This is a genomic window from Streptomyces sp. Y309, assembly GCF_056712025.1.
Genome location: NZ_CM160048.1, coordinates 2,529,325 through 2,541,867, shown reverse-complemented (window position 1 = coordinate 2,541,867; position 12,543 = coordinate 2,529,325). Strand labels below are relative to the sequence as shown.

The window sequence follows — 12,543 nt, the reverse complement described above, 5'->3', positions numbered from 1 at the left end:
TCAACTCATGTTCATCATCCGGTCGGTCGGTCGCTCCCGGGTGGGACAGCGGGTGTTTCAGAGCTACCTTTTCCGCTGGTCAGAGCGGTGTTCGGGGCGGTGTTCGCGGCAGTGCCCGGAGTGGTGTCGGGAGCGCTGGACGGCGCCCGGGGCGTGGCCCCGGGCGCGGAACCGAGATCCGCGCCGGACCCCACGCCCCCGGCACCGCTCCCGGAATCGCCCTCGCGGCCGCGCGCACGCCGCCGCCTCTCCGCCGCCACACCCAGCGCCGCCTCCGCGGCCGCGTACAGCTCGGCCGGACGCACCCCGCCGAGCGCGGTGACCAGATGGCCGTCGGGACGTACGAGAAGGACCGTGTGCGCCGCCGCGCCCGGGTAGGCCTCCGCGACGAGGAGTTCGGCGGGATGCGGGAGCGCGGTGACCGCGGCGGCGAGCCGGGGCATGATCCCCGCCGTCACCCAGTGCCGCCGCTCCCACACGACGGTGCCGGGCGCCACCAGCACGACGAGCAGCCGGCCGCGGCCGAGCCGGTCCCGGAGCCGTACGAACGTACCGTCCGGCGCCGTCACGCCCACGTCGGTGACCGGGCCGCCCGGCGCCGTGCCTACCGCCACCACGGAGTCCGAACTCTGCGGAGCCAGCGGCGAGTCGGCGTACCTCCCCGGCGCGCCCAACTGCCCGCTTCCTACATGGCCGTCCGTGAGCAGCGCGTCCTGGCTGCGCGCCGCGCCCGGGACGTACGCGCGCAGGCCCTTGCCGCCGCGCAGCACCGGCAGCACCTGGTCGGCGGCGCGCAGCCGCGTGGCGACCACGGCGCGCCGCTCGGCCTGATAGCTGTCGAGCAGCGCGGGGCGCGGGCCGTGGTGCCAGGCGAGCGCCAGCTTCCAGGCGAGGTTGTCCGCGTCGCGCAGTCCCTCGTCGAGGCCCTGGGTGCCCAGCGCACCGAGCAGGTGCGCGGCGTCCCCGGCGAGGAAGGCGCGGCCGATCCGCCACCGGCGGGCGAGGCGGTGGTGGACCGTGTGCACGCCGGTGTCCAGCAGTTCGTACGACGGTGTGGCGCCGCCGCACCAGCCGGCGAGCGTCTCGCGGATGCGGGCCACGAGGGCGTCGGGCGTCACCAGCTCGCCGCGCGGCGGCAGGAGCCAGTCGATCCGCCAGACGCCGTCGGCCAGCGGACGTCCCGTCACCTCGGCGCCGCCGCCGGGCCAAGGAGGGCTCCGATGCAACAACGCCTTACCGGCCCACGGAAGTTCCGTACGCAGCGCGGCGACCGCGTGCCGCTCCACGGCCGTGCGCCCCGGGAAGCGGACGTCGAGCAGCTTGCGCACGGTCGAGCGGGGGCCGTCGCAGCCCACCAGGTAACTGCCCCGCCACCAGGTGTCCTTCGGCCCGCGCGTGTGGGCGGTGAGCCCGGAGGCGTCCTGCTCCAGGGCGTCGAGCTTGCTCTCGGCCGCGAGCTCGACGAGGTGTTCGCCGGCGATGGCGTCACGCAGCGCGCCGGTCAGCACGTGCTGGGGTACGTGCAGAGGTGAGGGCAGCTCGTCACTGAACGTGAGCTCACGCATCATCTGCTTGCGGCGCATCGAACGCCAGCCGGTCCAGCGCGCACCGGTGTCCGCGTCGCCGAACGAGCGCCCGGCGAGCCGTTCGACGAGGCCCGCGGTGTCGTCGCGCAGGACGGCGGTCCGCGCGGGCCGCTGCTCGTCCTTGCCGGGCCCTTCGTCGAGGACGACGGTAGGGACGGAGTGACGCGCGAGGGACAGGGCGAGCGTGAGACCGACGGGACCCGCGCCGACGACGATCACCGGGTCCACGGCGCGCGGCCTCCTGCCAGGACTGTCCGCGAGTGCTGGACGTACGTACAGGAATTGGCAGTTGGAGCCCGGTGCACGATCACAGAACGTATGCAACAGACTGCGTGGCAGCCCGTCAAGCCGGACGCTGGGGGACAGAACCCCTTGTGCTGTGCAGAGGAGGGAAAGCGTATTGGCCCGCCGAATTCTCGACGGGCCAATACAGGTGGTGTCTTACGCGCGCGTACTCACCGCATGCTCACTTGGTCTCCGGAGCCGTGTCGACGATCTCCACCACCGCGGCGGGCTCGGCCGCGACGGCCACCTTGATGCCCGTCTTCGCGCGGCGGCCGCGCCGCTCGATCCAGGTGGCGAGCGCGGAAAGAATCATGCAGAGCGAAATGTAGATGACACCGAAGACGGTGACCGTCTGCACGAACGGATAGACGCCGTTGACCGGAGTGTTGTTGGCGATGAGCCGGGCGGACTGCAGCAGCTCGGGGTAGAGGATCATGAACCCGAGGGAGGTGTCCTTCAGCGTCACCACGAGCTGGCTGATGATCGACGGCATCATCGACCGGATGGCCTGCGGGAACAGCACCGTGGCCATGACCTGCGTCTTGCGCAGGCCGAGCGCGTACGCGGCCTCCTTCTGGCCCGTGGGCACGGCGTTGATGCCGGCGCGGAGCACCTCGGCCTGCACACACCCGTTGTAGATCGTCAGGCCGAGCACCAGCGCCCAGAACGGCGTCATGTCGCCGACGAGGCCGACCCAGAACGCGAAGATCGTGATGAGCAGCGGAATCGACCGGAAGAGGTCGATGAAGCCGACCGCGAGCCACCGCACGGGACGGTGGTCGGAGAGCCGCGCCACGCACAGCACCACGGCGAGCACCAGCGAGAGGACACCGGCGAGGGCGAACACCTTGAGGGTGGCGACCAGCGAATCCAGAATGTTCTGCCGGATTCCGGAGTAATTGAAGATGTCCCACAGATCCGGGTCGAACTCGCCCTTGTCGTTCAGGCGCAGAATGATCCAGACAATGCCGCCGATGACGGCGAGGCTGCCGATGACGGTGTAGATGATGTTGCGGACGCGGGCCTTGGGGCCCGGGGCGTCGAAGAGGACGTTCGCACTCATCGGGCGACCTCCAAACGGTGCTCCAGGACCCGGAAAAGACCATTGATGGCGTACGTGATGATCAGGTAGGCGAGGGTGATCCAGATAAAGATCATCACGATGTCGTAGCCGTCGTTGCTCAGAGTCTTCGAGACATTGAACAGATCGGTGTTGTCGAAGGCGCCCGCGATGGCCGTGTTCTTGGTCAGGGCGATGAAGATGCTGGAGAGCGGCGGCACCACGTTCCGCGTGGCCTGCGGCAGTACGACGAGCCGCATGCTCTGCGTGAATGTGAGGCCGATGGCCCGCGCCGCCTCCGCCTGGCCGAGCGGCACCGTGTTGATGCCGGAGCGCACCGCCTCGGCGACGAACGCGGAGGTGTAGAAACCGCACGCGGCCACGGCGAGTACGAAGGAGTCCAGGTCCGGGTAGAGGACCTTCGGCACGATGAAGAACGCCACCAGGAACAGCAGCGTCAGCGGGGTGTTCCGCAGCAGGGTGACCCAGGCGGTCCCGAATATGCGCAGTGGCAGCACCGGCGAGACACGGCACCCGGCGATGATGACGCCGACCACGATCGCGACCAGCGCACTGACGACAGTCAGCTTGACAGTGCCGAAAAACCCTTCGCGGAAGAGCGACAGGTTGTCGAGCAATACATCCATGAATTCTCCGCGAGGTGTTCGCGACGGGTCGCAGGGGGTTCACGACAGGCCCAGGCCGTCGACGTCGGCGGGCAGCAGGTCTTCGCGACGGGTCCGACAGCGATTCCGGCATCGGCTCCGGCGATTCCGGCATCGGCTCTTACGGGGAACGTCCCGCTCCGGGGCGCGCGTCGGCGCGCGCGGAGCGGGACGTCCGGGACTACTTCGGGTCGGTGAAGGCCGGCGGCTCCTTGTACTCGGAGCCGGAGATGCCGATGGTGGCGTCGAACGCCTTCTTGTAGTCGCCGTTCTCCTGGTGCGCCTTGATGGCGTCCGCGACGGCCTTCTGCAGGGCGGCGTCACCCTTCTTCAGGCCGACGCCGTACGGCTCGTCCGAGAAGGGCTTGCCGACGACCTTGAGCTTGCCCTTGTTCTGCGCGGCGTAGCCCATCAGGATCGCGTCGTCCGTGGTGACCGCGTCGACCTGGTTGTTCAGCATCTGGGCGACGCACTCCGAGTACTTGGAGAGCTCGGTCACCTTGGCGCCGTACTTCGGCTTCTTGATGTTCTGCAGCGGCGTGGAGCCGACGATGGAGCAGACCTTCTTGCCGCGGACGGTCTCCGGGCCCTTGATGTCCTTCTCGTCCTTGCGGACGAGCAGCGAGGCACCGGCGTGGAAGTACGGCCCGGCGAAGTCGATCTGCTTCTTGCGCTCGTCGTTGATCGTGTACGTGCCGATCATGAGGTCGACGTCGCCCTTGGAGACCGCGGTCTCGCGGGCGCCGGAGTCGACCGTCTTCCACTCGATCTGCTTCGGGGAGAAGCCGAGGTCGGCGGCGACCATCTTGGCGATCTCGATGTCGAAGCCCGAGCGCTCCTTCGTGGACTGGTCCTCGAAGCCCAGGTACGGCTGGTCGGCCTTGGCGCCGATGACGAGCTTGCCGCGCTTCTTGGCCGCCTTGAAGACCGAGGAGTCGACGGTCACGTCCTTCTTGACCGTGTAGCTGAGGTCCTTGCCGCCGGACTTGGCCGGGCCCTCCGGCTTGTCGCCGGCGGATCCGTCCTTGCCGCCGCAGGCGGTGGCGGTCAGCGACAGCGCAGCGATGGCCGCTGCGACGGCAGCGGACTTACGGAGCTTCATGAGTGAACATCCTTTGTTTTGGCTGGCGTTGAGACGGCGTGAAGCCTCAGTGTTTAAGGATCTTCGACAGGAAGTCCTTGGCCCGGTCGCTGCGCGGGTTGCTGAAGAACTGGTCCGGCACCGCCTCTTCGACGATCCGGCCGTCCGCCATGAAGACGACGCGATTGGCCGCCGACCGGGCGAAGCCCATCTCGTGCGTGACGACCACCATGGTCATGCCGTCGCGGGCGAGCTGCTGCATGACCTCGAGAACCTCATTGATCATCTCGGGGTCGAGCGCCGACGTGGGCTCGTCGAACAGCATCACCTTGGGGCCCATCGCCAACGCGCGGGCGATCGCGACGCGTTGCTGCTGACCGCCGGAGAGCTGCGCCGGGTACTTGTCGGCCTGCGAGGCGACGCCCACCCGGTCGAGCAAGCCGCGCGCCTTCTCCTCCGCCTCCGCCTTGGCTGTCCTGCGCACCTTGACCTGGCCCAGCATCACGTTCTCGAGCACGGTCTTGTGCGCGAAAAGGTTGAACGACTGGAAAACCATGCCCACGTCCGCGCGGAGCCTGGCGAGCTCCTTGCCCTCCTCGGGCAGCGGCTTGCCGTCGATCGAGATCGCTCCCGAATCGATGGTCTCCAGGCGGTTGATGGTGCGGCACAGCGTCGACTTGCCCGACCCGGAGGGGCCGATCACGACGACGACCTCGCCACGGGCGATGGTCAGGTCGATGTCCTGGAGGACGTGCAGGGCGCCGAAGTGCTTGTTGACAGCCTTCAGCACGACAAGGTCGTCCGCCGCGGGCTTGGCGTCCTTGGTCACCGATACTTCGGTCACGGCTTGTTGCTCCATCCTCCTCGGGTTGGGAGGACAGTAGTAACCCGGTGCGACCAGCGTCATTACATCTGAGGGGAAATTGAGCATAACGATCCGGCCGCAACCGGACACTCCGTGTGAAGAGGGCGCCCCGGCCGCGTACCGGGTGCATAACGGAACGTGTCCGTGACCCGAAGGGTCTTGACGCGGTCCTTATCCATCGGCGTGGATGCCATGGTGCGCACGGGCGCGTCCGCACACCGCTGAAAATCCGCGCGTACGCGCGCGTGCCGGGCGGCCGCGAACACGTGCGAAGCACGGTTTGAGCGGGAACGAAACGACCGATGAACCACTGGGGAACCGATGGGCTGGAGGGGGACCGCATGAGACTGCTGCTCGTCGAGGATGACAACCACGTGGCCGCCGCCCTGTCCGCGGTCCTGGCCCGGCACGGCTTCGCCGTCACCCACGCCCGCAGCGGCGAGGAGGCACTCCAGGCCCTGCTGCCCTGCGAAGCGGCCCCCTTCGGAGTCGTGCTCCTCGACCTCGGCCTGCCCGACCAGGACGGCTACGAGGTCTGCGGGAAGATCCGCAAGCGCACGTCGACCCCGGTCATCATGGTCACCGCCCGCGCCGACGTACGCTCCCGCATCCACGGCCTGAACCTCGGAGCCGACGACTACGTAGTGAAGCCGTACGACACCGGGGAGCTCATCGCCCGCATCCACGCGGTCATCCGGCGTCCCTCCGCCGACGCGGCCCAGGCGCCCGCCGACACCGAGCTGCGGCTCGGCGGCGTCCGCATCGAACTGCCCACCCGCCAGGTCAGCGTGGACGGCGCCGTGGTCCAGCTCACCCGCAAGGAGTTCGACCTGCTCGCGCTCCTCGCCCAGCGGCCCGGGGTGGTCTTCCGCCGGGAGCAGATCATCAGTGAGGTGTGGCGCACCAGCTGGGAGGGCACGGGGCGCACGCTGGAGGTGCATGTGGCGTCCCTGCGCGCCAAGCTGCACATGCCCGCCCTGATCGAGACCGTGCGCGGAGTCGGCTACCGACTCGTCGCCCCGGCGTCGTAGCGGGCACAGGTGCGCGCCCGCCTCCTGCCGCTCCTCATCGTCCTGATGGCCGGCGTGCTGCTGGCCCTGGGCTTCCCGCTCGCCGTCAGCGTGGCGTCGGCACAGCAGCAGAAGGTGGTCGTCGACCGCATCGACGACACGGCGCGCTTCGCCTCGCTCGCGCAGTTCGTCACCCAGCGTCCCTCGGGCTCCCGCGTGCGCGACAAGGACGAGCGGCGCGAGACCCTCCAGAAGGAACTCGACTACTACCACGAGGTGTACGGCATCAAGGCGGGCGTGTTCTTCCGCGACCGCTTCCCCATGGCGCACGCCCCCAGCGACTGGTTCCTGCCCACCGGCGGCGACGGAGTGGGCGGTGCCTTCGAAGAGGCCCTGCGCTCCCGGGGCAGCCACGACCCGCCCCAGGTGTGGCCCTGGGAGGAGGGCGGGCGGATCGTCGTCGCCTCACCGGTGATCCGCGACGGCGACGTCGTGGCGGTCGTCGTCACCGACTCGCCGACCGGCCGCATGCGCGCGAAGACCCTGCACGGCTGGCTGCTCATCGGCGCGGGCGAGTCCGCCGCGATGCTCCTCGCCGTCGGTGCCGCGCTGCGCCTCACCGGCTGGGTCCTGCGCCCCGTACGGGTCCTGGACGCCACCACCCACGACATCGCCACCGGACGCCTGGCCTCGCGGGTCGCGGCCGCCGGCGGACCGCCGGAACTCAGACGCCTGGCCCGGTCGTTCAACGAGATGGCCGACAACGTCGAAGACGTCCTCGAGCAGCAGCGCGCCTTCGTCGCCGACGCCTCGCACCAACTGCGCAATCCGCTGTCCGCCCTGCTGCTCCGCATCGAGCTCCTGGCCCTCGAACTGCCCGAGGGGAACGAGGAGATCGCCTCGGTGCGCACCGAAGGCAAGCGCCTCGCGCAGGTCCTCGACGACCTGCTCGACCTGGCGCTCGCGGAACACGCGGCGGCGGATCTCCAGCTCACCGACATCGGTGAGCTGGCGGCCGAGCGCGTCGCCGCCTGGCGGCCGCTCGCCGACGAGCGGGGCGTGCGGCTCGCCGGGCAGTGCCCGGCGACCACCGGCTGGGCCGACCCGATCGCTCTGTCCAGCGCGCTGGACGCGGTGATCGACAATGCCTTGAAGTTCACACCGGAGGGAGAGGAAGTACGGGTGCGGGTCGCCTCCGCCGACTCGACCACCACCGTCGTGATCACCGATGGCGGCCCCGGCCTCACGGACGACGAACTGTCCCGCGTCGGCGACCGCTTCTGGCGCAGCAACCGCCACCAGAACGTCAAGGGATCCGGCCTCGGCCTGTCGATCTCACGGGCGCTGCTCGCGGCGGGCGGCGGCACCATGGCGTACGAGCGCCATGAACCGCACGGCCTGAAGGTGACGGTCGGCATCCCGCGGCAGGCGCCTGTGGGGCAGGAGGCGGCCAAGCGGTGACCGTCCGGGCCGGGTGCAGCGGTCGTCCTGGAAGCCGCCGAGCGGTGCCTCAGGGCTTGACCGAGCGGTAGTAGCGCCGCGCGCCCTCGTGCAGGGCGAGCGGGTCGGTGTACAGGGCCGTGCGCAGGTCCACGAGTTGGGCCGCGTGCACGCGCAGGCCGATGTGGTCCCGGCTGTCGATCACCGTCCGGGTCAGGCCCTCGGTGAGCTCCGGGTCGGCGCGGTCGGTGGTCACCAGGAGGTTCGCCACGGCCAGTGTCGGGACGGCTGCGTTCTGCTGGGCCTGCGGGTAGGCGTCGGCGGGCATGACGGCAGCGCGGTAGTAGCGGGAGGCGCCGCCCAGCTTGTGCAGCGCGTTGACCAGGTCGCCCAGCGGTACGAGACGGATGGCGAAGCCCTCGGACAGCTCGCGCACGGAACTCGTGGGCAGCCCGCCCGACCAGAAGAACGCGTCGATCTCGCCGCGCCGCAGCAGTTCGGGTGCGGTGTCTATGCCTGCGGGCAGCGCTGTGAGGTCCTTGTCCAGGCGCAGACCGGCGGCCTTGAGCACCCGGTCCGCGATCAGCCGCACGCCCGAGCGCGGCTGCCCCACGGCGACGCGCTTGTCGCGCAGGTCCCGCGCCGCATGGATCCCGGAGGAGCGGCGCACGACGAGCTGCACATAGTCGTCGTACAGCCGCGCGCAGCCCCGCAGCCGGTCCGCGCCCGGCCGGCCGTCGAGGCGGTATTTCTCGACGGCGTCGGCCGCCGCGATGGTGAATTCGGCCCGCCCCGTGGCCACCCGTTCGACGTTCTGCTGCGACCCCTGGCTATTGATCAGCTCGATGTCGAGGTCCGGCATGTCCTTGGCCGCGGCGTTGCGCAGCAGCTTGCCGTACGTCTCGTAGACGGCGCCCTTCACACCCGTACTGAAGGTCATCTGTCCCTTGGGCGAGCTCTCGCCCACCGGGAGCAGCCACCACAGGAGCAGCCCGCACACCACGAAGGCGGCGGCCGAGCCCTGCAGGGCCCGGCGCCGGCTGAGGTGGGGCAGGGCCGCGAACATGGGCGCGATCCTGCCACCTCGCGCGGCGTGCTGGCCAGGGCCGGCTCCGGCGCCGGCGGCGTCAGCTCCCGCGGGCGTGGTCGGCGAGGACCTCGCGGATCACGTGGCGCGCGTTGGCGGCGATCAAGGGGTTCGTCACGGTGTAGTACGGCAGCTGGATGAGCGCCATGGAAAGCGCCCAGCCGCGCCCGCGCGCCCAGGTCGCCTCGTCGGCGCCCGTACGGGCGCGGAACTCCTCGCGTACGTCGGCGGGGAGGAGGTTCCACGCGGCGATCAGGTCGCAGGCGGGGTCGCCGACACCGGCGGTCCCGAAGTCGATCACCGCGCTGAGACGGCCGTCGCGGACCAGGAGGTTGCCCGGCATGAGGTCGGAGTGGACCCAGACGGGCGGACCGTCCCAGGCGGGGGCGCGCAGGGCCGACTCCCAGGCCGCCGTCGCGGCGTCCAGGTCGAAGGCGACGTCGAGGCCCCGCAGCTCGGCGATCGCGGCCCGCGTCTCGGCGTCGTCCGCCGCCAGCGGGCCGCCGCGGTAGGCGGGCGGCGCGTCCGCGGTGTCGGCGCGGCGCAGCGCGGTGACGAACGCGGCCAGGTCCGCGGCCAGCGGGCCCGGTGCGGTGAGGTCCCCGGCGACCGGGTTCTCGCCGTCGAGCCAGCGGTGGACCGACCAGGTCCAGGGGTATCCCTCGCCGGGCTCACCACGGCCGAGCACGGCCGGCACGGCCACCGGGAGCTGCGGCGCGAGCCACGGCAGCCAGCGGCTCTCCACGGCCACGTCGTCGGCGCCCCCGGGGATGCGGGGGAGACGCACCGACATGTCGTCCCCGAGCCGGAACACCGCGTTCACGGTGCCGGGGGAAGGAAACCGCTCGACCGGCAGCTCGGCCCATTGCGGGAACTGCGCGGCGAGCAGGTCGCGTACGAGCGGTACGTCGATGTCCGGCTCGTCGGCATGCAACTTGCCGTGCGGCTTGCCGTGCGGGAGGGAGTCGTTCGAGGACTGCATGCGCGCATTGTTGATCGTGGCGGGGGTGCTGGGGAAGCGAATTCCTGGTGGCGGGGGCGCGCGCGTTCCGGTTCGGTGGCGGCCGACGGTGGCCTGTGGGGCTATGGCTATGGGCGGCCGACGGCACGCAGGAGCAGGTCGTGCAGAGTGTCCTGCTCCTGCGGGGTCAGCGGCGCGAGCGGCGACTCGTCGGACAGCAGGGCCATGAGGCGCTCGCGCAGCGCGGTGCCCTCCGGTGTGAGGACGAGCTGCTTCGCGCGGCGGTCGCTCGGGTGCGGACGGCGCTCGACAAGACCCTGCTCCTCCAGGCGGTCCGAGACGAACGTGGCGTTGGACGGCTCGCAGCTCATGCGCTCCGCCAGTTCGCGCAGCGTCAGCGGCCCGGTGAGCTCGCGCAGCGCGACGGCCTGTGGGGCGGTGAGGCCCAGGGTGGTGGCGCGGTCGCGTACGTGGGAGTCGATCCGGCGGGCCAGGCTGCCCACGAGGCCGCAGACGCGGCGGTCGGCGGCGGCTTGGAGCTCGGCGGCGTCCTGCGCGTCCCGCTGCGTCTGCGAGTGCGCCTGCGGCTGCCGCGGCGGCTGCCCGTCCCTGCCCGATGTCGTCATGTGGCCCAGCTTACGTAATCGCATCGAGCTGTAATAGTTGCAGCTCGAATGATTACAGCTCTAACGTTATGGCGTCGGCCGGGAGCTGTCTCTTCGGTTCGGACAGCCCTGCCCGGCCGCTCATTCCGTGCTGCCCGGCGCCTGCCCGGCAGCAGTCGGCCACCATCGGCCACCATTACTAGGGAGTGTCATGACCAGTTCGGACGCCAGGTTCCGCCGCCCTGCCCGTACCCGCACCATCCGCCTGGGCGACCTGCGGGTCAGCTACCTGGCGGACGGAGCGGTGGGCCTGAAGCCGCGCGGGTGGCTGCCCGCGACGACCGCCGACGACTGGGTGACGTACGCGGACCATCTCGACGAGCGCGGACACCTGGTGGCGAGCGTCGGCGGCCTGCTCGTGGAGCACGGCGACCGGGCCCTGCTGATCGACACCGGCTTCGGTCCTCAGACCTTCCCGGACGACCCCGCCAACGAGCGCATCGGCGCGCTCCAGAGCGGCCAACTCCTGGACAGCCTGCGCCAGGTGGGCCGCCGCCCGGAGGACATCGAGGCGGTCGCGATCACGCATCTGCACGGCGACCACCTCGGGTGGGCCATGCGCCCCGCGCCCGGCGGGACCCGGCCGCCGTTCGCGCACGCGCCCCACTTCGTCGGCGCGCCGGAGTGGGAGCAGCGCCACCTGGCCGCCGCACACGGGGCGCCGGCGGAGAAGCTGGCCGTCTTCGCCGGGCAGGTCCACACGGTCACCGACAGAGAGGAGATCTTCCCGGGCGTACGCGCCCTCATGACACCCGGCCACACGCCGGGGCATCTGGTCTTCGAGATCACGTCGGACGGCGAGCGGCTCCTCGCCTTCGGCGACGCACTGCACACCCCCGTCCAGGTCGCCCACCCCGAGTGGTCTGCGGGGGTCGACGAGGACGCCGTCCTGTCTGCCGAGCAGCGCCACCGTCTCGTCGACGAGCTGGGCAAGCCGGGCACGCTGGGCTTCGGCATCCACTTCGCGGACGTGGTGTTCGGCCGGGCGGAACAGGGCGCCGAGGGGCGTGCGGTGTGGGTTCCGCTGCCGTGATCCGGGCTCAGCGCTTGCGGGCCACCCCGCCGAACATGGCCACCTCGTCCGGCTCGGTGTCGCCCGTCTCTTCCGGGCGCCACCGCGAGCAGGACACCACGCCCGGCTCCAGCAGTTCGAGGCCGTCGAAGAAACGGGCGACCTGCTCGGGGGTACGTTGCGTCAGCTTCGGGGTGCCGTGCTCGTTCCAGAAGGCCACCGCCGCGTCCACGTCGGGCATCGCCGGGCTGGTGATGGTGTGCGAGAGCACCAGGTGGCTCCCGGAGGGCAGCGCGTCCATGAGGCGGCGTACGAGACCGTATGCCTCCTGGTCGTCCTCGATGAAAATCACCACCCCCAGGAGCATCAACGCGACCGGGCGGCTGAAGTCCAGCGTCTGGGAGGCGTGTTCGAGGACGGACTCGACGTCGCGCATGTCGGCGTCCAGGTAGTCCGTCCGCCCTTCGGGGGAGCTGGTCAGGAGCGCCCGCGCGTGGGTGAGGACCAGCGGATCGTTGTCTACGTAGACGATGCGTGACTCCGGAGCGATCCGTTGGGCCACCTCGTGGGTGTTGTCCGCGGTCGGCAGCCCGGTGCCGATGTCGAGGAACTGGCGTACGCCGCGGTCGGCCACCAAATGCCGTACCGCGCGGCCGAGGAACAGCCGGTCCGCGCGCGCGTAGTCGCCGATTCCCGGGTGCAGGCCGCGGATGGCGTCGCCCGCCTCGCGGTCGACCGCGTAGTTGTCCTTGCCGCCGAGCCAGTAGTTCCAGATGCGGGCCGTGTGCGGCTGCGCGGTGTTGATGCGGTTCCGCACGGCGTCGGC

General features: G+C 70.6%; 12 protein-coding genes. 3 read left to right on the top strand and 9 right to left on the bottom strand.

What is annotated here, in order from left to right; translation table 11 throughout:
• Positions 1 to 14: 14 nt before the first annotated feature.
• The 5 genes from AC0KTA_RS09410 to AC0KTA_RS09390 form a co-directional block, all read right to left on the bottom strand.
• The gene (locus AC0KTA_RS09410; RefSeq protein ID WP_481054668.1) at positions 15 to 1,814 is read right to left on the bottom strand and encodes an FAD-dependent monooxygenase; all 1,800 of its coding nucleotides are present in this window, start codon (positions 1,812 to 1,814) and stop codon (positions 15 to 17) included.
• A gap of 238 nt (positions 1,815 to 2,052) precedes the next feature.
• On the bottom strand, positions 2,053 to 2,934 hold the full coding sequence (locus AC0KTA_RS09405) for an amino acid ABC transporter permease (RefSeq protein ID WP_481054667.1): 882 nt from the start codon (positions 2,932 to 2,934) through the stop codon (positions 2,053 to 2,055).
• On the bottom strand, positions 2,931 to 3,578 hold the full coding sequence (locus tag AC0KTA_RS09400; RefSeq protein WP_481054666.1) for an amino acid ABC transporter permease: 648 nt from the start codon (positions 3,576 to 3,578) through the stop codon (positions 2,931 to 2,933). Before AC0KTA_RS09400 ends, AC0KTA_RS09405 begins: the two co-directional genes overlap by 4 nt.
• 199 nt (positions 3,579 to 3,777) lie before the next feature.
• Complete coding sequence (locus AC0KTA_RS09395) at positions 3,778 to 4,698, bottom strand: glutamate ABC transporter substrate-binding protein (protein WP_481054665.1); 921 nt, start codon at positions 4,696 to 4,698, stop codon at positions 3,778 to 3,780.
• Positions 4,699 to 4,744: 46 nt separating this feature from the next.
• Positions 4,745 to 5,521 carry an amino acid ABC transporter ATP-binding protein gene (locus AC0KTA_RS09390; RefSeq protein WP_481054664.1) on the bottom strand — a complete coding sequence of 259 codons (777 nt, stop codon included), beginning with the start codon at positions 5,519 to 5,521 and terminating at the stop codon, positions 4,745 to 4,747.
• 362 nt (positions 5,522 to 5,883) lie between these two features.
• On the opposite strand from AC0KTA_RS09390, the gene AC0KTA_RS09385 reads away from it, so the two are divergent.
• Together AC0KTA_RS09385 and AC0KTA_RS09380 are read left to right on the top strand one after the other, a co-directional pair.
• Positions 5,884 to 6,573: a response regulator transcription factor gene (locus tag AC0KTA_RS09385; RefSeq protein WP_481054663.1), complete on the top strand. Its 690-nt coding sequence runs from the start codon at positions 5,884 to 5,886 to the stop codon at positions 6,571 to 6,573.
• 9 nt (positions 6,574 to 6,582) lie between these two features.
• Positions 6,583 to 8,013, top strand: a complete 1,431-nt coding sequence (locus AC0KTA_RS09380; protein WP_481054662.1) for a sensor histidine kinase — start codon at positions 6,583 to 6,585, stop codon at positions 8,011 to 8,013.
• Positions 8,014 to 8,062: 49 nt separating this feature from the next.
• Here AC0KTA_RS09380 and AC0KTA_RS09375 read toward each other — a convergent pair whose 3' ends face one another.
• From AC0KTA_RS09375 to AC0KTA_RS09365, 3 genes are all read right to left on the bottom strand, one after another.
• Positions 8,063 to 9,058, bottom strand: coding sequence for a TAXI family TRAP transporter solute-binding subunit (locus AC0KTA_RS09375; RefSeq protein ID WP_481054661.1), 996 nt, complete (start codon positions 9,056 to 9,058; stop codon positions 8,063 to 8,065).
• 61 nt (positions 9,059 to 9,119) lie between these two features.
• Complete coding sequence (locus tag AC0KTA_RS09370; protein WP_481054660.1) at positions 9,120 to 10,061, bottom strand: aminoglycoside phosphotransferase family protein; 942 nt, start codon at positions 10,059 to 10,061, stop codon at positions 9,120 to 9,122.
• A gap of 107 nt (positions 10,062 to 10,168) precedes the next feature.
• Complete coding sequence (locus AC0KTA_RS09365) at positions 10,169 to 10,666, bottom strand: MarR family winged helix-turn-helix transcriptional regulator (RefSeq protein WP_481054659.1); 498 nt, start codon at positions 10,664 to 10,666, stop codon at positions 10,169 to 10,171.
• Positions 10,667 to 10,856: 190 nt separating this feature from the next.
• Between AC0KTA_RS09365 and AC0KTA_RS09360 the strand changes: the two genes are divergently transcribed.
• A complete protein-coding gene (locus tag AC0KTA_RS09360) occupies positions 10,857 to 11,738 on the top strand; it encodes an MBL fold metallo-hydrolase (RefSeq protein WP_481054658.1) in 882 nt (293 codons plus the stop codon).
• 7 nt (positions 11,739 to 11,745) lie between these two features.
• On the opposite strand, the gene AC0KTA_RS09355 is transcribed toward AC0KTA_RS09360, so the two are convergent.
• Positions 11,746 to 12,534, bottom strand: coding sequence for an SAM-dependent methyltransferase (locus AC0KTA_RS09355; protein WP_481056366.1), 789 nt, complete (start codon positions 12,532 to 12,534; stop codon positions 11,746 to 11,748).
• Positions 12,535 to 12,543: the final 9 nt, after the last annotated feature.

What these genes read in the sequence shown, in the direction of transcription:
- AC0KTA_RS09405 (WP_481054667.1), bottom strand. Translation starts at nt 2,934, where the DNA reads ATGAGTGCGAACGTCCTCTTCGACGCCCCGGGCCCCAAGGCCCGCGTC.
- AC0KTA_RS09400 (WP_481054666.1), bottom strand. Translation starts at nt 3,578, where the DNA reads ATGGATGTATTGCTCGACAACCTGTCGCTCTTCCGCGAAGGGTTTTTC.
- AC0KTA_RS09395 (WP_481054665.1), bottom strand. Translation starts at nt 4,698, where the DNA reads ATGAAGCTCCGTAAGTCCGCTGCCGTCGCAGCGGCCATCGCTGCGCTG.
- AC0KTA_RS09385 (WP_481054663.1), top strand. Translation starts at nt 5,884, where the DNA reads ATGAGACTGCTGCTCGTCGAGGATGACAACCACGTGGCCGCCGCCCTG.
- AC0KTA_RS09375 (WP_481054661.1), bottom strand. Translation starts at nt 9,058, where the DNA reads ATGTTCGCGGCCCTGCCCCACCTCAGCCGGCGCCGGGCCCTGCAGGGC.
- AC0KTA_RS09370 (WP_481054660.1), bottom strand. Translation starts at nt 10,061, where the DNA reads ATGCAGTCCTCGAACGACTCCCTCCCGCACGGCAAGCCGCACGGCAAG.
- AC0KTA_RS09365 (WP_481054659.1), bottom strand. Translation starts at nt 10,666, where the DNA reads ATGACGACATCGGGCAGGGACGGGCAGCCGCCGCGGCAGCCGCAGGCG.
- AC0KTA_RS09360 (WP_481054658.1), top strand. Translation starts at nt 10,857, where the DNA reads ATGACCAGTTCGGACGCCAGGTTCCGCCGCCCTGCCCGTACCCGCACC.